The following is a 24663-nucleotide window of genomic DNA, read 5'->3' as shown; positions in this document are numbered from 1 at the left end:
CGTCGTGCGGCCAGCGGTCCGAACCCTGCGCCCAATGGACTACGTTGTCAGCTCTTCCGCAGCACCGGGTACGCCGCTTCGAGCTCGTCGGCCACGACCTTCTTGGCCCACCGCGCGGTGTCATCGGCGAGCACCTCGTAAGCGCCGGACTCGATCCCGTCGAGGGCCTGCTTGGCCACGTCCGCCGGCTGCGTCTTCGGGCCGGGGACTCCGCTCGTCATGTCCGTGTCGACGTACCCCATGTGCAGTCCGGTGACATCGATGCCACGGTCGAGGAGCTCGATCCGCAACGAGTTGGACTGGTGCCAGAACGCCGCCTTGGTCGCGGAGTAGGCGCCGTGCCGGGCGATCCAGGACAGCGCCGAGTGCGCGTTCAGGATGTGCCCGCCGCCGTTGCGCTCGATGATCGGGACGAAAGCCTTGGTGACCTCGAGCGGGCCGAAGAAGTTCGCCTCGAAGACCGCGCGCAGCTCGTCGGTCGGCGCGTTCAGATAGTTGTCGGGCGAACCCGCGCCGGCGTTGTTGATCAGCACGGTCACATCAGGCGCCGCGGCGGCCAGGGCCGCGATCGAGGCCGGGTCGGTGACCTCCAGCGGCAGCGGTACGACGCGGGGGTCGGAGCTCGGCTTCGGTGTCCGCGCGGTCGCGTAGACCTTGGCGGCGCCGCGGGTGAGCAGGTCGTCGACGAGGGCCTTGCCGATACCACGCTGGCCGCCGGTGACGAGGACGACAGCACCGTCGAGTGAGGTCATGAAATGCTCCAAGCAGTAGGAAACTGATCTGTTTCCAGAACAGTAAACCGATCAGTTTCCGAATTCAAATCGAGCCGGTACCCTCGTTGCATGAGCACCTCCGCAACACCCCGCGAACGTCTCCTCGAGGCCGCGGGCGATCTCTTCTACAGCGACGGCGTCAACATCGGAGTCGATGCGCTCTGCAAGGCCGCCGGGGTGTCGAAGAAGTCGATGTACCAGCTGTTCCGTTCCAAGGACGAGCTGATCGCGGAGAGCCTGGCCAACCGCGGCCCGCAGTACGAGTTGCTGCTGCGGCCGGGGCCCGACGACGAGCGGCCGCCGCGGGACCGGATCCTCGCGGTCTTCGAGCGCCAGGACGATATCGTTGCCGAAGGCAATTTTCTGGGCTGCCCGTACGTCGCGACGGCGGTCGAGCTGAAGGATCCGGAGCACCCGGGGTCGGTGGTCGCCCGGCACTTCAAGCAGCAGCTGACCGACTACTTCCATCGCGAGCTGGCGAAGGCCGGTGCCGAGGATCCCGGCACCCTCGCGATCCAGTTGACGCTGATCTACGACGGCGGCGCCGCGCGCGCCGTCGTCCGCGCCCAGGAGCTCGGCGGCATCGGCGTGCTGACCGCCGGCGCGCTGCTCGATGCGGCCGGTATCCACGCTCCGGAACTGGCCGGTCAGCTGAACTGATCGCGGGTTACTGTCCGAGGATGGAGATTCCCGCCGAGTTCAAGGATCTGCTGTCGTCGACGGCGATCGCGATCGTGGGCACGATCGGCAAGAAGGGCGAGCCGCAGGTCACCCCGCAGTGGTTCCTCTGGGACGGTGAGCAGGTCCGGATCAGTCTGGTGGAGGGCCGGCAGAAGCTGCGCAACCTCCGCCGGAACCCGGCGATCTCGGTGATGATCGTCGACCCGGCACAGCCGACGTACTATCTCGAGCTGCGTGGCCGGATCGACGAGCTCGTTCCCGATCCCGAGTCCGATCTCGAGCAGGCGATCGCCCGCAAGTACGTCGGCGAGTGGTCCGATGTGGAACCACCCGGTACGCCGCGGTTCGCCGCGAGCGTCGTCGTCGAGCGCATCACCAGCCAGCTCGGTCACCCCTGACGACCCCCCCAAGAAAAGGTCATTGTCGTCAGGGGTGCCTGCGATCAGTTCGTCAGCAGAGCGAGCTCAGCACCGGCCAGCAGGAAGGCGCCGACGCCGAAGTCGGCGGTCGACTGGTAGTTGACCGGCTGGCTCGACTCCGGCCGGTCGCCGACCTTCTGCACGTAACCGAGGAAGCCGTCCGGGTGCACGGCAGTCTGAACCATCCCGTTCCAAGCGCGTGCCGCCATCGGCAGATAGGTGACCGAAGGCAACAATCCGGTCCGGACGGCGTACGCGGCCGAGTACGCGAAGAACGCCGTACCGCTGGTCTCCGGGCCGGGCAGGTGCTGCGGGTCAGCCAGGTTGACGTTCCAGAAGCCGTCCGAGCGCTGGATCGACCGCAACGAACCCACCAGCTGCGTCAGGCCGGTCTTGTACTCCGCGACGTTCGCCTGGTCGGCCGGAAGTGCCTTCAATGTTTTGACGTGACCGGCCGCAACCCAGCCGTCACCTCGTGACCAGACCACCGGTTTCCCATTGGGAGAAAGGATTCCGGTCGGCAGGAACCGCTCGTCGCGGTACCAGAGTCCGTTCGACGGGATCCACAGCTTCCGTGTCCGCTTGGTGTGGTTGTAGAGCTGATAGACCTTCGTCCAGTACGCCGGATCTGCGCGCAGCCGGCCGATTCGCGCGAACGGCGGCATCGCCATGTGCAGTGCGTCGCACCACCACCAGTCGTCGATCTTGGTGCTGTTCACCATCCGGCTCAGGGTGTCGGTCGCCGCGGTCAGCTTGTCGGCGCTCGGCTCCAGGTCGTAGAGGTCGAGGTAGGTCTGGATGCAGTTGTGGTTGTCGGCGTGCCGGGTGGTGACGCCGCCCGGGATGCCGTAGTTGTGCCGCTCGGCCCAGGCGCGCGCGTAGTTCAGGTAGCGCACCTCACCGGTCAGCTTGTGGGCGGCCATCAGGCCGCTGAAGAACGTCGCGCGGGCCCAGCCGTTGTCGCCGGAGTTGCTGTGCGTGGCGATCCACTGGTCGGCGACGCGGCGGACCACGGCGATGATGTCGGCCCGCCGCGGCAGGCTGCTCGCCGGTGGTGCCGCCTGGGCGGTAGTGGCGGTTACAGAGGGTAGTGCCGGGGCGGCCATGACTGCGGTTCCGACGGTCAGGAACTGGCGTCTTTTCATGGGACAAATCCTCACTTTGTTCCACTGAGCTGGGAAGAAACCGGTATTGGTTCCAGCGTGAAGTAATGCCTGCTGAGATGTTGACGCCCTTACCGTCCGTCGTCAAACTTCCGAAAAGACTCTGCGGATTCTGGGGGGAGCCGCAGAGCCTTTCCGCCCCCGAAGCAGCAAGGAAATCCGCCCATGAGAGTGAAGGCATTTCTCGTGGCTGCAGCAGCCGCCGGTCTGGTGGCCGGCGCGCTGAGCAGCCCAGCAACCGCAGCACAACCCGCAACTCCCGCGCCGGCCGAGGCACCGGCTGTCTTCGCGCACCCCGGGGTCGGCGTCAGCCGGGCCCAACTGGACTTCGTGAAGGCGAAGGTCGCGGCCGGTGCGCAGCCGTGGACCAACGCGTTCAACCAGGCGAAGAACAGTGCGTACGGCTCGTTGTCGCGGACGGCGAAACCGCGTGCTGTCGTCGAGTGCGGTCCGTACTCGCAGCCGAACAACGGTTGTACCGATGAGCGGCAGGACGCGATCGCGGCGTACACGGATGCCTTGATCTGGTACATCACCGGTGACGTGCGGTACGCGCAGAAGTCCATCCAGCTGATGGACGCCTGGTCGGCGACGATCCGCGATCACACCAACAGCAACGCACCGCTGCAGACCGGCTGGGCCGCGTCGTCGTGGCCGAAGGCGGCCGAGATCATCAAGCATGCCTACGGAAACTGGCCGAACTCCGGCCGGTTCGCGACCATGCTGCGCAACGTCTACGTCCCCGAGATCATCAACGGCTCGAACTCCAACGGCAACTGGGAGCTGACCATCATCGAGGCCCTCCAGGGCATCGGGGTGTTCCTCGAGGACAAGGCGATCTATGACAAGGCGATCTCGCTGTTCAGCTACCGGGCCCCGGCGTACGTGTACCTGGCGTCCGACGGCTCGCTGCCGAAGACGGTGCCGAGTCAGAACCTGAACACCCGCGACAAGATCGTCGGCTACTGGCAGGGACAGGGCACGTTCGTTACCGGTCTGACTCAGGAGACCTGTCGCGACTTCGTCCACACCGGCTACGGCATCTCCGCGATCTCGCACGTCCTCGAGACGGCCCGGATCCAGGGCATCGACATGTATCCGCAGTACGGCGAGCGGCTGCGGCAGGCCCTCGGCTTCCAGGCCAAGTACGAGCGGCAGGCCGAACCGGTCCCGTCCTGGCTGTGTGGCGGGAGCGTGCAGCGCGGTCTCGGTCCGATCACCGAGGTCGGCTACAACGCCCTGCACACCCGGCTCGGGATCGCGATGGCGAACACCCAGGCGCTCACCGAGGCCAACCGCCCGGCCGGTACGAACGCTCTGTTCCTGGCGTGGGAGACCTTGACCCACGCGGAGAACCCCGCCTGAGGTAGCAGACTCAGGCTTCCGAGGTGATCCGGAAGCGCCTGGACCCGGCGCTTCCGGATTGCCGTCTCAGCCGATCGCCTCGCCGCGTTTCCAGTAACCCTGGAAGGAGATCGCGGGCTTCGGCAGTCCGACGACGTTGACCAGATGGCGTCGTACCGCCTTGATCATCGCCGACTCGCCTGCGACCCAGGCGAAGTCGACGCTCGCCGGAAGATCAGCGGATTTGAGGGCCTCGAGCAACGGAATCTCGGCATCCGATTCCGGTGTCGCGGTGATCCAGGTGACGTCCGCCGTACCAGGTGTCGGCAGCGGGCGGATGTCGCGGTCGTCCGGGACCTGGGCGAAGACCGTCGCGTGCACACCAGGTTCCAGCTGCTCGAGAATGCCGGTCAAAGCAGGCAGCGCGGTCTCGTCGGCGATCAGGACGCGATGCACGCTCGTGCTCGGCGGGACGTAGTCGACACCGGAGTTCAGCATCCCCTTGGCGCTGGTGGTGTCGACCGCGAACGGGAGGAACAACGCGATCTCCGCACCCGGTACGACGTTCGTCGCCCACGCCGAGGCGGGTCCGTTGACACCGTGGAGCACGAACTCGATGTCGAGCTCGGACTGGTCGGCCCGGAGTTCGCGGATCGTGTACGTGCGCATGATGACGCGCTCGTCCTCCGGCTGGGCGCACCAATCGGCATACCAGTCCTCGCCGCTCAGGAGCTTGAGGGCGCCGCCGTTCGGAGGCGGCAGCAGGACCTTGATCCGCTGGTCAGGACCGGCGACGACCGCGTCGGCGATCCGCGGTGCGGTGAACGTCACGCGGCGCAGGTGCGGGCTCAGATCCTCGACGGACCGGACGGTCACGAACAGCGAATCGAAGACGATGGGCCGGGTGGCGACTGCGGTCATCGGGTTCTCCAAGTCAGCCTCGGATGCACAGGCGGGAGGGCTCGGGTTATTCTGAGGCACCTAGAGGTTAGCCTTACCTAAGAGGATTCCGAAAGCCTGATGCCACCGCCTAGTACGGTTGTCGACTCCGCCGGTGCGACCACTGCTGTGTCGGCACGCCCGCGTCGGACCCGGCGTACCACGCTTGTCCTCGGGCTGATCGGCTCCATCGCCCTGCTCGCGCTGGTGGTGCTGCTGAGTATCGCGGTCGGCTCGAAGCAGATTCCGTTGTCCACGGTGATCGACGCCTTGCGGCATTACGACGAGGCGAACACCGATCACGTGATCATTCACTCACTGCGTGTGCCCAGAACGCTCATCGGTCTTTTGGTCGGTGCGGCGCTGGGATTGTCCGGTGCGTTGATGCAGGGCGTCACCCGAAACCCGCTCGCCGACCCCGGCATTCTCGGAGTGAACGGCGGCGCCGCACTGTTTGTTGTCGGTGGCATCTATTGGTTCGGGCTGGCGAGTCTGACGGCGTACGTCTGGCTCGCCTTCGCCGGTGCGGCCGCGGCCTCGGTGGCGGTCTACTTCCTCGGATCTCTCGGCCGCGAAGGCGCGACGCCGGTCAAGCTCGCGCTCGCCGGTGCGGCCCTGACCGCGATGCTCGGATCGCTGACGACTGCCTTGCTGATCAGTGATGTCGATACTTTCGATCAGTTCCGGTTCTGGTCGGTCGGTTCGTTGGCCGGCCGTGGGTCGGACATCGCCGGCCAGGTCGCGCCGTTCATCCTGATCGGGATCGCGCTGTCGCTCGTCTGCGGCCGGGTGTTGAACGCGATGTCCCTCGGCGACGAGGTCGCGAAGTCGCTCGGTCAGCGCGTTGGGCTGGCCCGGTTGTTCGTCGCGGTCGTCGTCGTCCTGCTCTGTGGTGCCGCCACCGCAGCCGCGGGGCCGATCGGGTTCGTCGGGCTGACCATCCCGCACATCGCGCGGCTGATCACCGGGCCCGACTACCGGTGGATCCTGCCGTACTCGATGGTGCTGTCGCCGATCCTGCTGCTCGGTTCCGACGTGATCGGCCGGGTCGTCGCACTGCCCGGTGAGCTGCAGGTCGGCATCGTGACCGCGGTCATCGGCGCCCCGTTCTTCATCATGCTGGTTCGCCGGCGGAAGCTGGCAGACCTGTGACCACAGCCGAAGAAGCCATCCACATCGTCAGCCGGGCCCGAGCGGTACGACAGGCCCGCACGGTCGCAGTGGTCGCCGTACTGGCTGTTCTCGTCTTCGCCACGTTCTGTGTCTCGTTGTCACTGGGTGACTTCAAGATCCCGGTGATTGACGTGGTGAAGACGCTGTTCGGTGGCGGCGATCGGGCCACTGAGTTCATCGTGAACCGGTTGCGGCTGCCGCGTGCCCTCACCGGCCTGATGGTCGGGGCCGCGCTCGGTATGTCGGGCGCGATCTTCCAGAGCATCGCCCGCAACCCCCTGGCCAGCCCCGACATCATCGGTGTCACGTACGGCGCGAGTGCGTTCGCCGTGTTCGCGATCGTCACCCTCGGGATGACCGGGCTGGCGGTGTCCGGGTTCGCGATCGTCGGCGCGATCCTGACCGCGTTCATCATGTACGTGCTGGCCTGGCGGCACGGGGTGTCGAGCTACCGGCTGATCCTGATCGGGATTGGCATCGGCGCGATCGCCACCAGCATCACGTCGTACCTGCTGACCAAGGCCCGCGTCGAGATTGCCCAGCAGGCGCTGATCTGGCTGACCGGTTCGCTGAACGGGCGGGACTGGTCGAACGTGCAGGCGATGACGGCCACGCTGGTGATCGCCGCGCCGCTGTCCGTCTGGCTCGTGCACCGGCTGCGGATTCTCCAGCTCGGCGACGAGACGGCGTACGGGCTGGGGTTGCGGGTGGAGAGCTCGCGGCTCGGGCTGATCGTGATCGGCGTCTTCCTGGCTGCGGTGGCGACGGCGGCGGCCGGGCCGATCGGGTTCGTTGCGTTCGTCGGTCCGCCGATCGCGCGCCGGCTCACCCGGTCGCCGGGACCGGCGATGATCTCGTCCGCCTTGATCGGCGCGTTGGTGGTGGCCTTGTCCGACTTGATTGCCCAGCACGCGTTCGGCGAGACCCAGTTGCCGGTCGGTGTCGTGACCGGCGTGGTGGGTGCGCCGTACCTGATGTATCTGCTGGCCCGGACGAACCGGGTGGGGAGTGGTGGCTGAGATGGAGAACCCCGTGGAGAAGCACAGTCTGGCAGCCGAGGGACTCGCCGTTGGCTACGATCAGCGGCAGATCATCGACGACCTGTCGGTCGAGATCCCCACCGGCAAGATCACCGTCATCGTCGGTGCCAACGCCTGCGGCAAGTCCACGCTGCTGAAGACCCTGGCCCGACTGCTCAAGCCGTCGAAGGGCACGGTGCTGCTGGACGGCAAGAGCATCCAGTCGATCCCGACCCGCGAGGTCGCCACCAAACTCGGCCTGCTGCCGCAATCACCGACCGCTCCGGAAGGCATCACGGTCGCCGACCTGGTCGGCCGCGGCCGCTACCCGCGGACCCGCTGGATCCGCCAGTGGACCAAGACCGACGACGAGGCGGTCGCTCAGGCGATGACGTCGACCGACGTACTGGAGATCGCGGACCGGCCGATCGACGAACTGTCCGGCGGTCAGCGGCAGCGGGTCTGGATCGCGATGGCGCTCGCCCAGGAGACCGACATCCTGCTCCTCGACGAGCCGACGACGTTCCTCGACCTCACCCATCAGTTCGAGGTCCTCGACCTGCTCGTCGACCTGAACAAGCGCGACGCCCGCACCATCGTGTTGGTTTTGCACGACCTGAACCAGGCCTGCCGTTTCGGGGATCACCTGATTGCGATGAAGGACGGCGCGATCGTTGCCAAGGGCAGCCCCGGTGAGGTGATCACCGAGGAGGTCGTGCACGACGTCTTCGGGCTGCACGTCAAGATCATCCCCGACCCGGTCGCCGGTACGCCGATGGTCGTCCCGCTAGGCCGTCACACCACCCGCACCGACCGCCCCACCGACGTACCCGCAGACCCGCCCACCGACGTACCCGCAGACCCGCCAGCCGCCCGCACCCCCGCCACCACCACCGGTAACCCGGCAGCCGCCGCCCTGGCCGCCTCCGCCGCCGCCAACGGCGTCTGCCGCCCCACCGACCGCTGACCCACTGGACCCATTTGCGCCTGGTGCGGGGGCGCGTGGTGCGGGGGCGGGGGTTAGCGGCTAGCGGTTAGCGGTGGGGGCGGGAGGTTAGATGGTGGAGGAGGAGGCCGGCTAGGAGGGCGCCCAGGGTGCCTAGGGCTAGGTCGCCGAGGGTGTCGGTGTAGGCGGTTTGGAGTTCGGGGGACTTGCGGACGAAGGCGACGTACTCGCCGAGCTCCCAGATGACGGCCGCGGTGGCGCCGAAACCCAAGGCCACAAAGGCAGTGACGGCGCGGGAGAGGTTGCGCGGGGCAAAGGCGAGCAGGGCGCCGGCGGTGAGGAAGCCCCAGAGCACGAAGTGCATGGCGTCGTCCCACCAGGTGACGCTGTCGAACAGGTTGAGGCGGTTGCCGATCAGATCGATCAGCCAGGGCAGTGTCAGCAACAGGTCAGCGGGCCAAGGGAAGGTCCGGTGCAGTTTGCTGCGGGTGCGGCCGTAGGCCCACCACCAGAGCGGAAGCACCATCGCGCCGATCGGGTAGACGATCAGGCGGGCGGTGGAGGCTTTGCCCTTGATCCCGCTCAGATCCGGCCAGATGAGGGCCGTCAGCAACAATGCGAACAGCAGCACCTTCGCGATCAGGGCGGCGTACCGGACCCGGTTGCTGTGCCTGGCCGGGGCTGTCGTAGTGGCAACCATCGTCGTCATGCCTCTCAGTCAAACCGACCGCTGGGCGAGGCGGATGAGTACATCTACGCGAAGAACCCCCGCGATGACCGTCATTGTGACGGATCGCGAGGGTCCTAGGGAGTAGCTGTCAGCCGACGCTCAGCAGGTCGACGACGAAGATCAGGGTCTCGCCGGGCTTGATCGCGTTGCCCGCGCCGCGGTCGCCGTAGCCCAGGTGCGGCGGGATGACCAGCTTGCGGCGGCCGCCCACCTTCATGCCCTGGACGCCGGTGTCCCAGCCCTGGATGACCTGGCCGACGCCGAGCTGGAAGCCCAGCGGCGCGCCCCGGTTGTACGACGCGTCGAACTCCTCGCCGGTCGAGTGCGCGACGCCCACGTAGTGCACGTTCACCCGCGAGCCGGCCACGGCCTCGGCGCCGTCACCCACGGTGATTTCGGTGATCTCGAGATCCGCCGGCGGCGGCCCGTCGGGAAAGTCGATCTCTGGCTTGTCAGTCATGCCACCACGATAACCAGACGCCCGGACCACCCCCGACCGAGGGGCAGAATGACGGTATGCCGACCTATCGCGCGCGTTTCGATGCCACTGTTGCGTTCACGAACGGAGGCGGGCTGCAGGTGCAGGGGTTCCTGGTCGACGTTCCGTCAGCCGACGTCACGTCGGGTGAGATCGGTGAGCTCTTCCTCGACTCGCTGGGGTTGTTGATGGCGGGCGAGGTGCAGCTCAGCAACGTGGAGGTCGTTGAGGCTGCGCACAAAGGCACTCGCGGTGGGCCCGCCGCCGACGGGGTGTCGCGCGGCGAGGGGGCGGCGTACGTCGAGCTCAGTCACGTCATCCGTGACGGGATGGTGACGCTGCCGAACCTGCCGGGGCCGAGCTTCAGCCAGCAGTTGACGCGGGAGGCGTCGCGGGAGATCTACGCGCCGGGCACCGAGTTCGAGATCGGGTTGCTGACGATGGTGACGAATACGGGGACCTACATGGACAGCCCGTATCACCGCTACCCGGACGGGCACGACCTGACCGGGTTCAGCCTCGAGCGGACGGTCGACCTGCCGACGGTTGTCGTCCGGGTGGAGGACAGTGGGCGGCTCGGGATCGACGCGGCCGCGTTGGCGACGTACGACGTACAGGGCAAGGCGGTCCTGCTGCACACCGGTGACGACGCACGGTTCGGTACGCCGGAGTACGTCGAGGAGCCGCATTTCCTCACGCGGGACGGCGCTGAGTGGCTGATCGATCGCGGAGCGGTGCTGGTCGGGATCGATGCCGCCAACATCGACGACATGACCGACGGGACCCGTCCCGCGCACACCCTGCTGCTTGGCGCGGGAGTCGCGATTGTCGAGCACATGACCAACCTGAGCGCCGTACCGCCGACTGGTGCACTCTTCACTGCGACCGCTCCGCGCATCGAAGGGCTCGGGACCTTCCCCGTCCGCGCTTACGCCAAGCTGCCTTAGGGATTGACGCGGGCGTGCAGGTGAGCGTCGTGGCGGCCGTCGTCCAGCTGCCAGGCGCTGCGGAGGGTTCCTTCCAGGAGGTAGCCGGCCTTCTCCGCGACTCGGCAGGACTGGTGGTTGCGGGTCGAGTGCTGCAGAGCGATGCGCTGGAAGCCGAGGTCGAAGCACCAACGCTCGAGCGTCGCGATCGCCTGCGCGGCCAGTCCTTGACCGCGGGCCGCTGGGAGCATCCAGTACGACAGGCTGACGGTCGCCATCTCCAGGTTGATCTCCCGCAGCCCGATCTGGCCGACCACCGCGTCGCCGGTGGTGATGGCCCACGAGGCAGCCTCGGCCGCTGACCAGCGCTCGCGCCACTGAGCCAGCCAGGCCTCGGCCGCCGGTGCGGTCTCGATGCGCAGGACGTGCCAGCGCTCGATCTCGGCGTTGGTGAACGCCTCGATCACCGCCGGTACGTCGGTATCGCGCCACGGCCGGAGGTTGTCGAGCGCGGGCTGGCCGGCCGCGAACGCCGTACTGGGGACCGGCATGTCAGCGGGCGGCGAGGACCTCGCGGAGTTTGGCGGCGAACTCGGTCGGTTTGCCGGGCATCCCGTACTCGTCGCCGAGGAAACCGCCGTGGTTGCTCGGGAAGACGACCGGGGTGAGACCAAGACGCTCGGCGAGCGCCTGGCCGCCACGCGCGGCGAGCTGGTTCGCGGACTCCTCGCCGCTGCCGATGATGAGCTGGTCCTTGACCTTCGCGAGGCGGTCGAAGTCGGGCTCGTACGACGTGGTGCCGCGGATGTTCTGGCCCATCAGGATGTCGTCACGGCTGCCGTCGTCCTCGGCGGACAGGCCGAACATCGCGGGATCCGGCGCGGGCCGGTCGGTGTAGTCGGCCGGGAACTCACCCTCGAAGCTGACCAGCGCGATGAACTTCGCCATCCCAGCGCCATGCCCGTCCCGCTGGTAGGTCTCGTAGACATCGGCGTTGGCGGCCTGCGCGGCCTCGGTGTCCGGGACCAGCTTGACCAGCGGCGGCTCGTGCGCGACCACCGTGCGGACGAGGTCAGGGCGGTTGGTCAGGAGCGCGAGCGCGTTCACCGCGCCACCGCTGCTGGCGAAGATGTCGACCGGTCCGACGTCCAACGTCTCGATCAGTACGGCGAGGTCGCCGGCATGGATCATCGGGTTCAGCTCGCCGCTGTCCGTGCGCACGCTGCGCTCGACGCCCCGCGGATCGTAGGTGACCACGGTCCGGTCGGTGAAATGCGACGCCAGGCTCGGGAAGCCGCTCGCGCCCATCGGGCAACCAATCAGCAGCAACACCGGCTGGTCGCGATCGGTAAGACTTCCACGAACGTCGTACGTGAGGGTGACGTGAGGGATGTTGATCGTGCTCGTGACCGGTTCCGTCATGAGCCGAGCCTCTCACCTTCAGCCTTTGCGGGACTACCCCCCATGCCGGCTAGCCAAGGCTCTCCTCCGCGACATCCGGAGCCCCCGCTGCCACAACGTCCGAAGAACCCGCAAGCGTGGTCTCCGCATCATCGGACATTAGCCGCAGAGGTCGCGTTGCTCGGCTTTGGTGAGGTGCGCGGTGGGTCAGCTGCCAGCAGGCCTCTTTCCCGCACGCCAACCACAACCCGGCAACCCCAAGCGGCCTGAAGCCGCAGTCACCGGCTGCACCATCCACCTTAGCCACCGCGGCGCCCAGCCACGCTGTCTTTGTAGTCGGCAGGAAGCCGCGATCAACCACAGCGCACGTCCCCGGCCGAGTCCTTTCGCGCCTGCACCCCGACTCGACCGCCAACGGCCGACAGAAACCAGAGGGTGTGCCATGCAGGTGGCTGGGCTGGTTGGCGAGGCCCGGCGACCACGGCTCTACGTCGCCCTGGGGCTGACGGGCTGTGGCTGAGGTGCGTGACGCTCGAGGTCGTGCGTTAGTCGGTAAGTTTTCGGGTCCCCGCGCCGAATTTCTTCCGACTAACGCGCCAGACACCCCCGGGACCCCGAGAACGCGGGCCAGCAATCACCTTGAGACTCCACCAACCATCCGGCGCCCACCGAAACGGTTGAACCGTGCTCAACGTCGCCCCGGCCACCGCACCTTGAGCACCCCTCAACCACTTTCCGGCCGCGAAGGTGGTTGACCCGTGCCCAACGTCGTACCGGCTCAGGGTGAGAGCCCTTGACGAACCGGCCTCGGGACTACCCTCGAAGGCCATGCGGAGAAAACTTCTTGCGACGTTCGCGGCGGTCGCGCTGACCGTGGCCGGCTCCGGTACGGCGTATGCCGTCGGACCGAACTACGGCGAGTACTCGCTGATGTTCGAGAAGGCCGCCGGCCAGTACTGGGCTGGTCAGACCGCGGCCGGGCAGTGGGCGTGGTCGCCGTTGAGTGCGACCGAGTCCGATATCTCGTGGGGCGACCCTGCGGCTTGGCCGCCGAAGTACGCCGAGCACTTCATTCGTGACGGCGACTGGGTTCTCGTCGACGGCTATAACGACGGTCCCGGCCGGCCGCTCACGCAGGTCCAGCGCGTGACGTCCGAGCAGCTCGGCGACGCTGACTGCAACAACCTCACGCCGATCCCCTCCGCGGGCGGCCGCCAGCACTACGTGAAGTGGAACATCCCGGCCACCGGCTACTGCCTCGACGCGACCGGCACCATCAAACCCCCGAACGGCTCCACCACCGTCAACTTCCGCCACCTGCAGAAGTGGTCACCTCCGCACGCCTGCTCCAACCCGTACTTCAAAGCCCAGACCTGCATCACCCAGTTCGAGCAGTGGTGGGACGACAACAACCATCCCTACTCCCTCCAACTCACCCGCACCCTGGAACTCGCCAAGGGCAAAGGCATGGCCTTCACCAACCGCACCACCTTCCCCGTCAACTGGAACGCCGACGACCGCTACTACTGGCACTACTGAACGGGTAACCGGCCGACGTGGCCGGGGCTTGGTGCGTGAGGATGCGGCCGGTGGGGGTGGCGAGGAGGCGGGCGAGGTTGGCTTCGAAGGATTCGTCGAGGTGCCAGTCGGCCGTGAGGATGTAGAGGGTCCGGGAGCCTAGGGCGCAGGCGAAGCCGAAGTGTTCGAGGGGGACGGTTTCGAGGACTTCGCCGCCCTCGGCGATTCGGAGGCAGCTGGGACCGGCTTCGGTGAATCCCGGCGTCCAGATGGCGCCGTCGGCGTCCATGCACATGCCGTCGCCGGAGTGCGCCGCCCAGACGCGCCGGTTGATCAGCCCGCCGTCGGGAAGGACGTCGTACGCCGTCAAGGTGCGGGCGAACGACTCGGCGATCACCAGTGTTCCGTTGTCGGGCGTGATGACCATGCCGTTGGGGAACGCGAGTTCGTCGGCGACCCGACGTACGGTGCCGTCCGGGGTGATCAGCAGGATGAACCCGGGGCGCTCGCCCTCGGCTGGGGTGAACGAGCAGCCGCCGTTCACATAGACGTTGCCGCGGCCGTCGACCACGAGCTCGTTCAGACCGCCGTACGACGAGAGGTCCGCGTGCACGGTGAGTTCGCCGGACGGCTCTTGGCGCAGCAGCAGGCCTTCCTGGCCGGAGACCACCAGCAGACGGCCGTCGGGTAGCCAGTCGATCGAGAAGGGCAGGGTGGTGTCGACGCGCGCCATCACCTCGCGCTTACCGTCCGCATCGACGGCGAGGATTTCCTGCGTTCCCCAATTCGCGCACCACAGGCGGCCGTCGTGCCAGCGGGCCGACTCACCGATGACCAGCCCGTCCAGTAGCACTTCAGTCATGTTCCAGCTCCTTCAGGTGAGGCTTGTTTACCTGTCTACGAACGAACCGGATCGCATTCGACAGGCCAGGGCACGCTAGGCTGAGCGCCCGTGAAGGTCTTGGTGATCGGTACGGGTGGCCGCGAGCACGCTCTGGTGTGGGCATTGGCCCAGGACGCGGATGTCGAAGAGGTGGTGGCGGCGCCGGGTAACCCCGGTATCGCCGTACTGCACCCGGCGTACGACGGGCAGACGATCGTCTGCCGGCCGGTGGACGTCTCCGACCACGCTGCGGTTGTCGCGCTGGCGACCGAGATGGGTGCGGATCTGGTCGTTGTCGGGCCGGAGGCGCCGCTGGTTGCCGGGCTCGCCGATCCGCTGCGTGACGCCGGGATCGCGGTCTTCGGGCCGTCCAAGGACGCCGCCGAGATCGAGGGGTCGAAGGCGTTCGCCAAGGACGTGATGGCCGCTGCGAGTGTGCCGACCGGGCGGGCCTACGTCTGTACGACGCCTGAGCAGGCCGCCGAGGCGATCGACGCGTTCGGACCGCCGTACGTGGTGAAGGACGACGGGCTCGCAGCGGGCAAGGGTGTCGTGGTCACGTCGGACCGCGACGAGGCGCTCGCGCATGCGGCCGGTTGTGAGCAGGTGCTGATCGAGGAGTTCCTGGACGGTCCTGAGGTGTCGCTGTTCGCGATCACCGATGGGACGACGGTGCTGCCGATGCAGCCTGCGCAGGACTTCAAGCGTTTGGGTGACAACGACGAAGGCCCGAACACTGGTGGGATGGGCGCGTACACACCGTTGCCCTGGGCACCGGAAGGTTTGGTTGCCGAGATCACCGACAAAGTGCTGCAGCCGACCGTCGACGAGCTGCGTCGCCGCGGTACGCCGTTCAGTGGACTCCTGTACGCCGGTCTCGCGCTGACGTCACGCGGTCTGCGCGTGATCGAGTTCAACTGCCGCTTCGGTGACCCGGAAACCCAGGCCCTGCTGCCGATGCTGAAGACCCCGCTCGGTGGTCTGCTGCTCGCGGCCGCCACTGGCAAGCTGGCCGCGTACGACAAGCTGAGCTGGAAGAACGGCTCGGCGGTCGCGGTCGTGGTTGCCGCCAAGAAGTACCCCGCCAGCCCACGCAGCGGGGACCCGATCACCGGAGTCGACCAGGCCGAGGGTGACGACGTCCGCGTCTTCCACGCCGGTACGGCGCTCGACGGCGAGGAACTCGTCACGTCGGGCGGCCGGGTGCTCGCGGTCAGTGCTACGGGCAAGGACCTCGACGAGGCGCGTCAGCGTGCGTATGCGGCGGTCGGTCAGATCCGGATCAAGGGTTCGCAGCACCGCACCGACATCGCGCTGAAGGCCGCTCGCGGCGAGATCACCGTCTAGTTCCACACGGAGAGGTCGGGGTGTGGCCCGATCGTGCCGTCGAACGTGTTGTCGCGGATCGGGTTGACCCCGGCGAACTTCGGTACGCCGGGCAACGGGTGCTCGAAGATGTCGCGCAACCGCTCGTCCTCGATCCCCTCCACGCCGAGCACGGCCACCCGCCGTACGCCGGTCGCGGGTTGCTCGCGCAACTCGCGGTGCAACGGACTGAACCGGGGGAGAACCCGTGGCCGACGCACGCCGCGCGCCTCCAGGGCGGAGTCGAGCGCGCGAATCGCCGGGCTGGCCGCCAGCCGCGTGACGAACTCGTACACGGGCAGGCCAGACTCGGGCAGGAGATCGAGCGCAGCGCTCTCGATCCGCAGCCCGACAGACCCCGCGGCGGATCCAGCGCCCGACGCCGCGGTGGAGCCGTCCACCGAGTCCAGCGGGGCCTCGCCTTCCTTCACGCGTTGGCGCTTGTAGGCGACGTCCAACTGGCCGGCGGTGGTCATGGTGATGAACACGGTCAGCGCCACTCGGCCGGCGCCGCCGAGGATCCAGGCGGTCTCGTAGTCCGTGAGTCTGTTCACCTTTGCCATGGTGCGGCGGAGACGGGGTCATCCGATCTGGGAGAATGGGCCTGTGAAACCCCGGATTCCGAATGTTCTCGCCTCCCGTTACGCCAGTTTGTCGATGGCGCGGTTGTGGTCGCCGGAGCACAAGATCGTGCTCGAGCGGCAACTGTGGCTCGCCGTACTGAAGGCGCAGCAGGAGCTGGGCGTCGACGTACCGGACGGGGTGGTCGAGGACTACGAGCGGGTGGTTGACCAGGTCGACCTGGAGTCGATCGCTGCTCGGGAGCGGGTCACGCGGCACGACGTGAAGGCGCGGATCGAGGAGTTCAGCGCGCTCGCCGGGCATGAGCACATCCACAAGGGCATGACGAGCCGCGACCTGACCGAGAATGTCGAGCAGTTGCAGATCCGGGCCGGGCTCGAGCTCGTCCGCGATCGGGCGGTTGCGACCGCCGTACGACTTGGTCAGAAGGCTGCTGATCACGCCGCGCTGGTGATGACTGGGCGGTCACACAACGTGGCCGCGCAGGCGACCACGCTCGGCAAGCGGTTCGCGTCCGCGGCCGATGAGCTGCTGGTTGCGATCGCGCGGCTCGAGGAGCTGATCGAGCGGTACCCGCTGCGTGGGATCAAGGGGCCGGTCGGGACGTCGCAGGACATGCTCGACCTGTTCGGTGGCGACCCGGCCAAGCTGGACAAGCTGGAGAGCGACATCGCCCAGCACCTCGGCTTCAGCCACACGCTGACCAGCGTCGGCCAGGTCTACCCGCGGTCGCTGGACTACGACGTCGTCTCCGCGCTGGTGCAGCTCGCCGCCGGCCCGTCGAGCCTGGCGACCACGATCCGGCTGATGGCCGGGCACGAGCTGGTCACCGAGGGCTTCAAGGAGGGCCAGGTCGGCTCCTCGGCGATGCCGCACAAGATGAACACCCGGTCCTGCGAGCGAGTCAACGGGCTGGCCGTGATCATCCGCGGCTACGCGTCGATGGCCGGTGAGCTGGCCGGCAACCAGTGGAACGAGGGCGACGTCTTCTGTTCCGTCGTACGGCGGGTTGCCCTGCCGGACGCGTTCTTCGCGCTGGACGGCTTGTTCGAGACGTTCCTGACCGTGCTGGACGAGTTCGGCGTCTACCCGGCCGTGGTCAGCCGCGAGCTCGAGCGGTACCTGCCGTTCCTGACCACGACCAAGGTCCTGATGGCCGCCGTGAAGAACGGCATCGGCCGCGAGACCGCGCACGAGGTCATCAAGGAGCACGCGGTCGCGACCGCGCTGGACCTGCGCAAGGGCCTGGCCGCGAACGACCTGTTCCACCGCCTCGGCGAGGACGGCCGGCTCGGCCTGACCGAGGACCAGATCGTCGGCATCGTCGGCGAGCCGTTGTCCTTCACCGGCGCGGCCGTCGCCCAGGTCGGCACGGTCGTCGCCCGCATCGACGAGCTCGCCAAGCGCTACCCGGAGGCCGCCGCCTACAACCCGGGTGACATCCTCTAGTCCGTGTTCGAACCGCTGACCTGGGCCCTGGTGGGCCTCAGCCTCCTCGCGATGGTGTACGCCGCGGTCCTGGCTGCCCGGGACAAGCGGATCGACTGGCCGGTCCTCGGCGTACTGGGGGTGGTCGAGGTCGGCCTGCTCGCGCAGCTCGTCGTCGGCATCGTCCAGTTGGTCGGCACGGATCGGGATGTCTCCGGACCGTTCTTCGTCGGCTACCTGATCGGCGGGCTGCTGGTGTTGCCGCTCGGTGCGCTGTGGGCGCTGGCCGAGAGCAGCCGGTGGGGTGCGGGCGCGCTCGCCTTCGCCTGCCTGGTGATCCCGGTCGTCGAACAGCGCCTGCACGAGATCTGGATCGCATGAGCGCGCCGACCACCTCGGATCCTTCCGCGACCAAGCGTGGGCCCGGGCGGATCCTCGTGCTCGTGTACGGCGTGTTCGCGCTGGCCGCGACCGCCCGTGCTGGCGTCCAGATCGCGACCCAGTTCTCCGACGCGCCGATCGCCTACCTGCTCTCGGCGGTGGCCGCGATCATCTACTGCGCCGCGACCTTCGCGCTGGCCAAGGCCACCGCGTTCTCCCGGCGCGTTGCGACGATCGCGATCGCCATCGAACTGATCGGCGTACTGGGGGTCGGTGCGTTCAGTTACGCCGTACCGGAGGACTTCCCGGATGCGACTGTGTGGTCGCACTTCGGACAGGGGTACGGGTTTGTCCCGCTGGTGCTCCCGATTCTCGGGCTGCTCTGGCTACGTCGTACTCGGTAGCAACGCGAATCGCAGCGCTCGCAGGATGAACTGTGGCCGGGCGAGCGCGGTCGGGTGGTCGAGCATCGTGGTGACGCGGTTGAACTGGACGTTCAGGTCGTCGTCCTTGGCGGTCGCCGCGAAGATCAGGCTCGAGAACCACTTCGTGAGTCGATAGCCGCGTGGGTACGGCCCGTCGACGTGCGGTAGCGCGAGGTCGGCCAACGTCGAGAGCTGCCAGGCGACATCGACGACCACGTTGACGTCGTCGAAATACGAGCGGGCCGGCTGCGTGAGATCCGGGTCCGAGGACAGGTACGCCGACAAGCACGACGCATGCAGAGTCGCCGACGTCATCCCTTGTCCGTAGATCGGGTTGAAGGATGCGACCGCGTCACCGGCCACGATCAGGCCGGCCGGGATCCGCTCCAGCGCGTGGTAGTCGCGGCGCCGGCTGTCGGCCTGGTGGTAGGTGTTCACCTCGCCGATCAGTTCGCCGTACTCGGCGATCTGGGCGAACTCGGTGGGATAGTCCGAGCGGCAACGCTTGCGGAAGTCTTCGATATCGCGCGTCGGCCGATCGTCGGCGTACCCGGCGACGAGCACCAGCCAGCGATCGCCCTCGACCGCGAGGATGCCGCCCTGGCGCAGCGGCCGGCCGCTGCCGGGCTGGTTCTGCGCGATCGAGACGCCGATCTCGGAGATCTTCGGGTCGCGCCGGAACAGTGCGCTGGCGTAGTTGAGCTTGATCGGCATCCGGTGCATCGTCGGCTGCGGCCAACCGGCAGCGCCGAGCCAGTCGCTCAGCCGGCTCGAACGGCCGGTCGCGTCGACGACGAGGTCGGCGGGCACGGTGATGACGGACTCCGGTCCAGCGGTGCCGTCCGGCTGATATCGCGCCGCGGTCACCCGGTCACCACTGATGTCGATGCCGTCGGCACGGCCGTGCACGAGGCGGATGTTGCCGATCTCGAGCGTACGACGCCGGACCATCGACTCGAGGAACGGACGGGTGCTGATGAGCGCCTCGCCGAGCGAGCCCGGCGGCGGTCCCGGCCGGAGCGCGCCGTTGATGTAGGTCCGGCTCTCTTCCGGCGGCGGGCTGGTCGCCCCAGCGGCCAGTGCCTCCGCCGTGAACCCGGGGAACCACCGATCCAGCTGCGCCTGCCCGGCCGGAAGCAACGCGTGCACCTGACTGCCCTGCGGTACGCCGGGCCGCGGCTCGGTGGAGTCGCCGGTCGTGTCCCGCTCGATGATCAGCACCTCGTCGGCGTGATCGGACAGCACCCGGGCCGCCATCAGCCCGGCCATACTCGCCCCCAGTACGACGGCGCGTTCGATCAGGACCTTCGGTTTCGCCGGGCGCTCGACCCCCGTGATCCGGGCGAAGCGCTGTGCGGCGGACTCGACCATGGTGCCCCCCAGGCAGAAAGTGGAAGTAGCTGCCACTTTAAGTCGGGTGCCTGATCACCGCGCGGTGGGCGCATGTCGCGACTCCCAGCCAACTGCCAGCCGTGCACAGGGACCACCCAAGGTTCGCTCGACAGCATCGGTGACATGCAGACATCAGGTCATCCTCGGGTCGAGATCGTCGTACCCGTCAAGAACGAGGAACACGACCTCGGCCCGAACATCCGGCGGTTGCGGGAGTACCTGGACACCGCCTTTCCGTATCCGGCCGAGGTCTGCATCGCCGACAACGGAAGCACGGACGCGACGTACGAGATCGGCTCGCTGCTGGCGGTCGAACTGCCCGGGGTCCGGGTGGTTCGGCTCGAGCAGCCGGGGCGTGGGCGTGCGCTCAAGCAGGTGTGGTCGGAGTCGACAGCCGACGTACTCGCCTATATGGACGTGGATCTGTCCACCAATCTGAACGCGTTGCTGCCGTTGGTGGCACCGCTGTTCGCCGGGCACAGTGATGTTGCCATCGGCACCCGGTTGTCGAACGGGTCGCGGGTGGTTCGGCGGCCGAAGCGGGAGTTCATCAGCCGGTCCTACAATTTGTTGCTCCGGGCAACTCTCAGTACGCACTTCTCCGATGCACAGTGCGGTTTCAAGGCGATCCGGGCGGATGTAGCTCGCGAGTTGTTGCCGCATGTCGAGGACACCAGCTGGTTCTTCGACACCGAACTGCTGGTGCTGGCCGAGCGCGCCGGGCTTCGGATCCACGAGGTGCCGGTCGACTGGGTCGATGACCTGGACTCCCGGGTCGCGATCGCCAAGACGGTCGGCGAGGATCTGCGCGGGATCGCCCGGTTGGCTCGGAGCCGGATCGACCTCGAGCCGATCCGGGCGACGTACGGGCGTCCTCGGGTGCTTGATCCACGAACGGCCTTGGCTGCAAGGATTCTGCGGTTCTGTGCGATCGGCGTACTGAGCACGCTGGCGTACGCGCTGCTGTATCTCGTGCTGAGACAAGGGATGCCGGCGCAGGTCGCCAACGTGCTTGCCCTGCTCATCACCGCGGTCGGCAACACCGCACTCAATCGAAGGATCACCTTCGGAGTCCGCGGCGTCGAGGGTCGATGGCGACATCAGCTGCGCGGTCTCGTCACCTTCGGCATCGGCTGGAGTCTGACCGCGTGCTCGCTGTGGTTGCTGCACACCGCGGTGACCGCGCCGCATCAAGGCGTCGAGGTGACTGTGCTGACCCTCGCGAACCTCGCGGCGACCATCGTCCGCTTCAGCCTCTTCCAGACCTGGGTCTTCGACGACGACGCACCCACCCTCCCCGCAACCCTCGAACCTCAGGAGCAACTGACATGGCGACACTGACCGAATCCAGACCCCGAGTGGTCGCGAGGCCACTCACGCTGAGCCGGGACAAAGTCCTGTACGGCGGGCTGCTGGTCCTGACCGCGATCGCGTACCTCTGGGGGCTGTCCAAGAACGGCTACGCCAACGAGTACTACGCGGCCGCCGTCCAGGCCGGGTCAACGAGTTGGAAGGCGTGGTTCTTCGGGGCGTTCGACTCGTCGAGTTTCATCACCGTCGACAAGACGCCGGGCGCGTTGTGGGTAATGGGCCTTTCCGGGCGGATCTTCGGGTTCAGCAGCTGGAGCATGCTGGTTCCGGAGGCGCTGATGGGCGTCGCGAGCGTGGGCTTCGTCTACGTTTCGGTACGGCGATGGTTCTCGGCCAACGCGGGATTGCTGGCCGGCGGAATCCTCGCGCTGACGCCGGTCGCCGTACTGATGTTCCGGTTCAACAACCCGGATGCGCTGCTGATCATGCTGCTGTGTGCCGGGGCGTGGGCGGTCACTCGTGCGATCGACTCGGAGAAGCACGCTGCGCGCTGGATGATGCTGGCCGGTGCGCTGGTCGGGTTCGGGTTCCTGGCGAAGATGATGCAGGCCTTCCTGATCCTGCCCGCGTTCGGGCTGGCGTATCTGGTGGCCGGCCGGTCCGCGCTCGGGAAGCGGATCGTGCACAGCGGGTTGGCGCTGGTCGCGATGATCGTGAGTGCCGGCTGGTGGATCGCGATCGTCGAACTCGTGCCGGCGTCGGCGCGGCCGTGGATCGGCGGGTCGTCGACCAACAGCATTCTCGAGCTGACGCTCGGGTACAACGGTCTCGGGCGACTGAACGGGAACGAGACTGGGTCTGTTGGTGGCGGTACCGGGAATCCCGGTTGGGGTGGTGCGACTGGGGTGCAGCGGTTGTTCGGTGGTGAGTTCGCGTCGCAGATCGCTTGGCTGCTACCGGCCGCGCTGCTGGCGATCGTCGTACTGATCGTGGCTGCTGGGAAGGCGCCGCGGACGGATCGGACTCGGGCGTTCACGATTCTGTGGGGCGGCTGGTTGGTGGGGACCGGGTTGGTCTTCAGCTTCATGCAGGGGATCATCCACAGCTACTACATGATCGCGCTGGCGCCGGCTATTGGTGCGCTGGTTGGTGCGGCGATGATGGTGCTTTGGCGGCGGCGGGACGAATGGTTGCCGCGGGCAACGCTTGCTGGTGGGATCTTGCTGACCGCCGGGTGGAGTTTCGCGCTGCTGAACGAGACGCCGAGCTGGAATCCGTGGTTGCGGTGGGTCGTATTGATCACTGGAGCGATCGCGGCCGGGGCGGTGTTGATGGTGCCTGAGCTCGGGCTCAACCGGGCGACTGCTCGGAGGGTCGGGTTGGCCACGGGAGCGCTGCTGATCGTGACGGCGCTGGCCGGGCCGGCGGCGTACTCGGTGAGCACGATCGCGACAGCCCACGCCGGTGCGCTCCCGACCGCCGGGCCGGAAGGTGCCGGTGGGATGGGTGGACGCGGCGGGATGGGTGGTCGCCCAGGCGGGCCGCCCGGGCAGACCGGTACACAACCTGGGACGACGACTGGAACTGCACCTACTGGCGGTATGCGTGGTGGCGGTGGGTTCCTTGGTGGGGGCGGGATCAGCAGTGTGTCTAGTGAGTTGGTTGCGTTGTTGCAGAAGGGATCGACCGGGTACACCTGGGCCGCTGCGGCGGTGACCGCGAACGGTGCCGCGCCGCTGCAGATCGCGGCCGAGGTGCCGATCATGGCGATCGGCGGGTTCAACGGGACCGATCCCGCGCCCAGCCTGGCCGAGTTCAAGGAACTGGTTGCTCAGGGCAAGGTTCATTACTTCGTCGGCAGTTCCGGCGCCGGGTTCGGTGGTAGTCGGGGCGGCACCTCGTCCGAGATCTCCACCTGGGTATCCGAGAACTTCACCGCTCAAACCGTCGGCAGCACCACCGTCTACGACCTCACAACCAGTAACTAGGAGCATTTGATGACGAATCCTCAGTTCCCCGACCAGCCGCCGCGGCCGAACGGGAAGGTGCTGGCCGGAGCCGGATCCCTGGTGGCGGTGCTCGCCTTCCTCGGTGGAATGGCTGTGGGGCACGCCTGGGACGGAAGTTCCACCGGTACGACGACTGGCCCAGGTGGCGGCTTCCGGCAGTTCCCGGGGCAGGGGACCGGACAAGGCGGCGGGGCCGGGCAAGGCGGTGGGACCGGTCAGCAAGTCCCGCCTGGGCAACAGGTTCCGCAGGGTCAGCCCGGATAGCGGAAACCGGCCCGGCGAGTGTGAGCTCGCCGGGCGTTTCCCGGTAAGGGGTGGTGTGACATGTGTGGAGTGGGGTAAGCATCTGGGGGTGGAATGGTCGAACGTCACCTGGTTCCTGACCGCGCTCGGTGCGGTCGTCGTGCTGTTGACGCGCGTCCGGCTCGGGGGTGCAGTGGTCGACGGCACCGGCCGATCCAGTGGAGTCGCCGGGTATTCGGCTGCCCTGCTGCGGATTCACACCACCGTGGGTGTGCTCACCCTGCTGGTCTGGATCGTTGCCTTGGTCACCGGTCGCCGTGAGATCGCGCTCCTCGGACTGGCCGGCTGGTGGCTGCTGGCGGTGGTCGGATTGTTGCTTCTGGCCCGTTGGCTACCGAGCGGCGGCAAACATTCCGAGCACTCCCGCGGTGACGCCTGGGGCTCCGGTGCGGGACTCTCGCTCCTCGGCCACATCGGCGTACTGCTCGGAACCGGCTACTTCACCTGGGTCACCGTGACCGACCGTCTCTGACCAACCCGTCCAGTACGGCGGCAACAGTCCGCCGTACGCCGTCCTCGAAGTCGGCCTCCGACAGCGTCGAGCCAGTCCCGGCGACGCGGTCGTACAAGAGCCCGTCCAGCATCGCCGCCAACGGCCACGCGGCCCGCTCAGGATCCGGTACGCCGAGTGCCGCGAGCAGCTGTCCCAGCATCTCGCGCAGTTGCCGCCCACCGCTGTCGATCGCGGTCCGCAGCTCAGGCTGCCGACTCGCCTCCAGTGACAACTCGTACCGCGCAATCAGGTCGTCAGGCCGCTCGGTGGCGAGCCCGAGGACCATCGCGACCACCAGTTCGCTCGGCGGCAGCTCGGTCTGGGCTGGACCGACCGTCTCCACGTCGCGGGCGAGCATCCGGTTCACGCATGCGGTCAGCAGCGCGCTGCGGGTGCGTAGGTAGTACGACGTGGAGCCCGGCGGCAGCCCGGCTTCGCCGTCGACGGCCCGATGCGTGAGTCCCCGCAGCCCACGGCTGGCGACCAGCCGGATCGCGGCGTCGGCGATGGCATCTCGGCGATCCGCCCCCAGCGGTACCTGCTTCGTCACATCGGTCAGTCTCGCACTTCCCAGCCAGACT

At 67.6% G+C, this 24663-nt stretch carries 27 protein-coding genes; 16 read left to right on the top strand and 11 right to left on the bottom strand.

The genetic code is table 11. The features are described 5' to 3' along the window. Positions 1-47: 47 nt before the first annotated feature. A complete protein-coding gene (locus ACFTSF_RS35975; protein ID WP_380159402.1) occupies positions 48-752 on the bottom strand; it encodes an SDR family oxidoreductase in 705 nt (234 codons plus the stop codon). 90 nt (positions 753-842) lie between these two features. On the opposite strand from ACFTSF_RS35975, the gene ACFTSF_RS35970 reads away from it, so the two are divergent. Continuing rightward, positions 843-1433, top strand: coding sequence for a TetR/AcrR family transcriptional regulator (locus tag ACFTSF_RS35970; protein ID WP_380159400.1), 591 nt, complete (start codon positions 843-845; stop codon positions 1431-1433). Between the two features lie 20 nt (positions 1434-1453). Next, positions 1454-1852, top strand: a complete 399-nt coding sequence (locus tag ACFTSF_RS35965; RefSeq protein ID WP_380159399.1) for a PPOX class F420-dependent oxidoreductase — start codon at positions 1454-1456, stop codon at positions 1850-1852. 44 nt (positions 1853-1896) lie between these two features. On the opposite strand, the gene ACFTSF_RS35960 is transcribed toward ACFTSF_RS35965, so the two are convergent. Beyond that, on the bottom strand, positions 1897-3018 hold the full coding sequence (locus ACFTSF_RS35960) for a glycoside hydrolase family 88 protein (RefSeq protein ID WP_344149448.1): 1122 nt from the start codon (positions 3016-3018) through the stop codon (positions 1897-1899). A gap of 183 nt (positions 3019-3201) precedes the next feature. Here ACFTSF_RS35960 and ACFTSF_RS35955 point away from each other — a divergent pair, with 183 nt between their 5' ends. Next, positions 3202-4401, top strand: coding sequence for an alginate lyase family protein (locus ACFTSF_RS35955; protein ID WP_380159397.1), 1200 nt, complete (start codon positions 3202-3204; stop codon positions 4399-4401). A 66-nt stretch (positions 4402-4467) separates the two neighbouring features. On the opposite strand, the gene ACFTSF_RS35950 is transcribed toward ACFTSF_RS35955, so the two are convergent. Further along, positions 4468-5301 carry a siderophore-interacting protein gene (locus ACFTSF_RS35950; RefSeq protein WP_380159395.1) on the bottom strand — a complete coding sequence of 278 codons (834 nt, stop codon included), beginning with the start codon at positions 5299-5301 and terminating at the stop codon, positions 4468-4470. A 99-nt stretch (positions 5302-5400) separates the two neighbouring features. Here ACFTSF_RS35950 and ACFTSF_RS35945 point away from each other — a divergent pair, with 99 nt between their 5' ends. From ACFTSF_RS35945 to ACFTSF_RS35935, 3 genes are read left to right on the top strand one after another with little or no spacing between them, the layout of a single operon-like run. Continuing rightward, entirely contained in the window at positions 5401-6471 is a 1071-nt protein-coding gene (locus ACFTSF_RS35945) for a FecCD family ABC transporter permease (protein ID WP_380159393.1), read from the top strand. Then, positions 6468-7511 carry a FecCD family ABC transporter permease gene (locus ACFTSF_RS35940; RefSeq protein WP_380159391.1) on the top strand — a complete coding sequence of 348 codons (1044 nt, stop codon included), beginning with the start codon at positions 6468-6470 and terminating at the stop codon, positions 7509-7511. The genes ACFTSF_RS35945 and ACFTSF_RS35940 overlap by 4 nt, the downstream gene beginning before the upstream one ends. A gap of 1 nt (position 7512) precedes the next feature. Next, positions 7513-8478, top strand: a complete 966-nt coding sequence (locus tag ACFTSF_RS35935) for an ABC transporter ATP-binding protein (RefSeq protein ID WP_380159389.1) — start codon at positions 7513-7515, stop codon at positions 8476-8478. Positions 8479-8545: 67 nt separating this feature from the next. On the opposite strand, the gene ACFTSF_RS35930 is transcribed toward ACFTSF_RS35935, so the two are convergent. Next, positions 8546-9166 (bottom strand): hypothetical protein, encoded by a 621-nt coding sequence (locus ACFTSF_RS35930; RefSeq protein WP_380159388.1) that lies wholly within the window; start codon positions 9164-9166, stop codon positions 8546-8548. Positions 9167-9275: 109 nt separating this feature from the next. Further along, positions 9276-9647 carry an FKBP-type peptidyl-prolyl cis-trans isomerase gene (locus ACFTSF_RS35925; RefSeq protein ID WP_344149462.1) on the bottom strand — a complete coding sequence of 124 codons (372 nt, stop codon included), beginning with the start codon at positions 9645-9647 and terminating at the stop codon, positions 9276-9278. A gap of 56 nt (positions 9648-9703) precedes the next feature. On the opposite strand from ACFTSF_RS35925, the gene ACFTSF_RS35920 reads away from it, so the two are divergent. Then, complete coding sequence (locus ACFTSF_RS35920; protein ID WP_380159386.1) at positions 9704-10612, top strand: cyclase family protein; 909 nt, start codon at positions 9704-9706, stop codon at positions 10610-10612. On the opposite strand, the gene ACFTSF_RS35915 is transcribed toward ACFTSF_RS35920, so the two are convergent. Next, on the bottom strand, positions 10609-11142 hold the full coding sequence (locus ACFTSF_RS35915; protein WP_380159384.1) for a GNAT family N-acetyltransferase: 534 nt from the start codon (positions 11140-11142) through the stop codon (positions 10609-10611). The two genes, ACFTSF_RS35920 and ACFTSF_RS35915, sit on opposite strands and share 4 nt — an antisense overlap. A 1-nt stretch (position 11143) precedes the next feature. After that, positions 11144-12013 (bottom strand): alpha/beta fold hydrolase, encoded by an 870-nt coding sequence (locus tag ACFTSF_RS35910; RefSeq protein ID WP_380159382.1) that lies wholly within the window; start codon positions 12011-12013, stop codon positions 11144-11146. An 807-nt stretch (positions 12014-12820) separates the two neighbouring features. Between ACFTSF_RS35910 and ACFTSF_RS35905 the strand changes: the two genes are divergently transcribed. Then, positions 12821-13531: a hypothetical protein gene (locus ACFTSF_RS35905; RefSeq protein ID WP_380159380.1), complete on the top strand. Its 711-nt coding sequence runs from the start codon at positions 12821-12823 to the stop codon at positions 13529-13531. Here ACFTSF_RS35905 and ACFTSF_RS35900 read toward each other — a convergent pair. Continuing rightward, the gene (locus ACFTSF_RS35900) at positions 13491-14372 is read right to left on the bottom strand and encodes an SMP-30/gluconolactonase/LRE family protein (protein ID WP_380159378.1); all 882 of its coding nucleotides are present in this window, start codon (positions 14370-14372) and stop codon (positions 13491-13493) included. The two genes, ACFTSF_RS35905 and ACFTSF_RS35900, sit on opposite strands and share 41 nt — an antisense overlap. Before the next feature lie 90 nt (positions 14373-14462). On the opposite strand from ACFTSF_RS35900, the gene purD reads away from it, so the two are divergent. Continuing rightward, positions 14463-15740, top strand: coding sequence for a phosphoribosylamine--glycine ligase (purD, locus tag ACFTSF_RS35895; RefSeq protein WP_380159376.1), 1278 nt, complete (start codon positions 14463-14465; stop codon positions 15738-15740). On the opposite strand, the gene ACFTSF_RS35890 is transcribed toward purD, so the two are convergent. Next, positions 15737-16312, bottom strand: coding sequence for a hypothetical protein (locus ACFTSF_RS35890; protein WP_380159375.1), 576 nt, complete (start codon positions 16310-16312; stop codon positions 15737-15739). The genes purD and ACFTSF_RS35890 overlap by 4 nt on opposite strands. Positions 16313-16319: 7 nt before the next feature. On the opposite strand from ACFTSF_RS35890, the gene purB reads away from it, so the two are divergent. From purB to ACFTSF_RS35875, 3 genes are read left to right on the top strand one after another with little or no spacing between them, the layout of a single operon-like run. Beyond that, complete coding sequence (gene purB / locus ACFTSF_RS35885) at positions 16320-17789, top strand: adenylosuccinate lyase (RefSeq protein WP_380159373.1); 1470 nt, start codon at positions 16320-16322, stop codon at positions 17787-17789. Positions 17790-17792: 3 nt separating this feature from the next. Continuing rightward, positions 17793-18149 carry a hypothetical protein gene (locus ACFTSF_RS35880; RefSeq protein ID WP_380159372.1) on the top strand — a complete coding sequence of 119 codons (357 nt, stop codon included), beginning with the start codon at positions 17793-17795 and terminating at the stop codon, positions 18147-18149. Then, positions 18146-18553: a hypothetical protein gene (locus ACFTSF_RS35875; RefSeq protein ID WP_380159370.1), complete on the top strand. Its 408-nt coding sequence runs from the start codon at positions 18146-18148 to the stop codon at positions 18551-18553. The genes ACFTSF_RS35880 and ACFTSF_RS35875 overlap by 4 nt, the downstream gene beginning before the upstream one ends. Here ACFTSF_RS35875 and ACFTSF_RS35870 read toward each other — a convergent pair. Then, a complete protein-coding gene (locus ACFTSF_RS35870; protein ID WP_380159368.1) occupies positions 18536-19945 on the bottom strand; it encodes an FAD-dependent oxidoreductase in 1410 nt (469 codons plus the stop codon). The genes ACFTSF_RS35875 and ACFTSF_RS35870 overlap by 18 nt on opposite strands. Positions 19946-20089: 144 nt before the next feature. Between ACFTSF_RS35870 and ACFTSF_RS35865 the strand changes: the two genes are divergently transcribed. The 4 genes from ACFTSF_RS35865 (at position 20090) to ACFTSF_RS35850 (ending at position 24061) form a co-directional block, all read left to right on the top strand. After that, entirely contained in the window at positions 20090-21307 is a 1218-nt protein-coding gene (locus ACFTSF_RS35865; protein ID WP_344149487.1) for a bifunctional glycosyltransferase family 2/GtrA family protein, read from the top strand. After that, complete coding sequence (locus tag ACFTSF_RS35860) at positions 21295-23265, top strand: glycosyltransferase family 39 protein (protein WP_380159366.1); 1971 nt, start codon at positions 21295-21297, stop codon at positions 23263-23265. Before ACFTSF_RS35865 ends, ACFTSF_RS35860 begins: the two co-directional genes overlap by 13 nt. A gap of 9 nt (positions 23266-23274) precedes the next feature. Next, positions 23275-23550, top strand: coding sequence for a hypothetical protein (locus tag ACFTSF_RS35855; RefSeq protein WP_380159365.1), 276 nt, complete (start codon positions 23275-23277; stop codon positions 23548-23550). 88 nt (positions 23551-23638) lie between these two features. Beyond that, positions 23639-24061 (top strand): hypothetical protein, encoded by a 423-nt coding sequence (locus ACFTSF_RS35850; protein WP_344149493.1) that lies wholly within the window; start codon positions 23639-23641, stop codon positions 24059-24061. Here ACFTSF_RS35850 and ACFTSF_RS35845 read toward each other — a convergent pair. After that, entirely contained in the window at positions 24039-24632 is a 594-nt protein-coding gene (locus ACFTSF_RS35845) for a TetR/AcrR family transcriptional regulator (protein WP_380159363.1), read from the bottom strand. The genes ACFTSF_RS35850 and ACFTSF_RS35845 overlap by 23 nt on opposite strands. Positions 24633-24663 lie beyond the last annotated feature (31 nt).

It is taken from the genome of Kribbella sp. NPDC056951 (assembly GCF_042674205.1).
GTDB classification, from domain to species: Bacteria; Actinomycetota; Actinomycetes; order Propionibacteriales; family Kribbellaceae; genus Kribbella; species Kribbella yunnanensis.
Note: the sequence above shows the minus strand (reverse complement) of the source record. Positions and strands in the feature narration are given on the sequence as shown.

Excerpts from the sequence above, each read along its gene's own strand:
- ACFTSF_RS35870 (WP_380159368.1), bottom strand. The coding sequence starts at position 19,945 with ATGGTCGAGTCCGCCGCACAGCGCTTCGCCCGGATCACGGGGGTCGAG.
- ACFTSF_RS35970 (WP_380159400.1), top strand. The coding sequence starts at position 843 with ATGAGCACCTCCGCAACACCCCGCGAACGTCTCCTCGAGGCCGCGGGC.
- ACFTSF_RS35975 (WP_380159402.1), bottom strand. The coding sequence starts at position 752 with ATGACCTCACTCGACGGTGCTGTCGTCCTCGTCACCGGCGGCCAGCGT.
- ACFTSF_RS35965 (WP_380159399.1), top strand. The coding sequence starts at position 1,454 with ATGGAGATTCCCGCCGAGTTCAAGGATCTGCTGTCGTCGACGGCGATC.
- ACFTSF_RS35875 (WP_380159370.1), top strand. The coding sequence starts at position 18,146 with ATGAGCGCGCCGACCACCTCGGATCCTTCCGCGACCAAGCGTGGGCCC.
- ACFTSF_RS35955 (WP_380159397.1), top strand. The coding sequence starts at position 3,202 with ATGAGAGTGAAGGCATTTCTCGTGGCTGCAGCAGCCGCCGGTCTGGTG.
- ACFTSF_RS35935 (WP_380159389.1), top strand. The coding sequence starts at position 7,513 with ATGGAGAACCCCGTGGAGAAGCACAGTCTGGCAGCCGAGGGACTCGCC.
- ACFTSF_RS35910 (WP_380159382.1), bottom strand. The coding sequence starts at position 12,013 with ATGACGGAACCGGTCACGAGCACGATCAACATCCCTCACGTCACCCTC.
- ACFTSF_RS35915 (WP_380159384.1), bottom strand. The coding sequence starts at position 11,142 with ATGCCGGTCCCCAGTACGGCGTTCGCGGCCGGCCAGCCCGCGCTCGAC.
- ACFTSF_RS35925 (WP_344149462.1), bottom strand. The coding sequence starts at position 9,647 with ATGACTGACAAGCCAGAGATCGACTTTCCCGACGGGCCGCCGCCGGCG.
- ACFTSF_RS35860 (WP_380159366.1), top strand. The coding sequence starts at position 21,295 with ATGGCGACACTGACCGAATCCAGACCCCGAGTGGTCGCGAGGCCACTC.
- ACFTSF_RS35930 (WP_380159388.1), bottom strand. The coding sequence starts at position 9,166 with ATGACGACGATGGTTGCCACTACGACAGCCCCGGCCAGGCACAGCAAC.
- ACFTSF_RS35950 (WP_380159395.1), bottom strand. The coding sequence starts at position 5,301 with ATGACCGCAGTCGCCACCCGGCCCATCGTCTTCGATTCGCTGTTCGTG.
- ACFTSF_RS35855 (WP_380159365.1), top strand. The coding sequence starts at position 23,275 with ATGACGAATCCTCAGTTCCCCGACCAGCCGCCGCGGCCGAACGGGAAG.
- ACFTSF_RS35960 (WP_344149448.1), bottom strand. The coding sequence starts at position 3,018 with ATGAAAAGACGCCAGTTCCTGACCGTCGGAACCGCAGTCATGGCCGCC.
- ACFTSF_RS35865 (WP_344149487.1), top strand. The coding sequence starts at position 20,090 with ATGCAGACATCAGGTCATCCTCGGGTCGAGATCGTCGTACCCGTCAAG.
- ACFTSF_RS35945 (WP_380159393.1), top strand. The coding sequence starts at position 5,401 with ATGCCACCGCCTAGTACGGTTGTCGACTCCGCCGGTGCGACCACTGCT.
- ACFTSF_RS35905 (WP_380159380.1), top strand. The coding sequence starts at position 12,821 with ATGCGGAGAAAACTTCTTGCGACGTTCGCGGCGGTCGCGCTGACCGTG.
- purB (WP_380159373.1), top strand. The coding sequence starts at position 16,320 with ATGGTGCGGCGGAGACGGGGTCATCCGATCTGGGAGAATGGGCCTGTG.
- ACFTSF_RS35900 (WP_380159378.1), bottom strand. The coding sequence starts at position 14,372 with ATGACTGAAGTGCTACTGGACGGGCTGGTCATCGGTGAGTCGGCCCGC.
- ACFTSF_RS35920 (WP_380159386.1), top strand. The coding sequence starts at position 9,704 with ATGCCGACCTATCGCGCGCGTTTCGATGCCACTGTTGCGTTCACGAAC.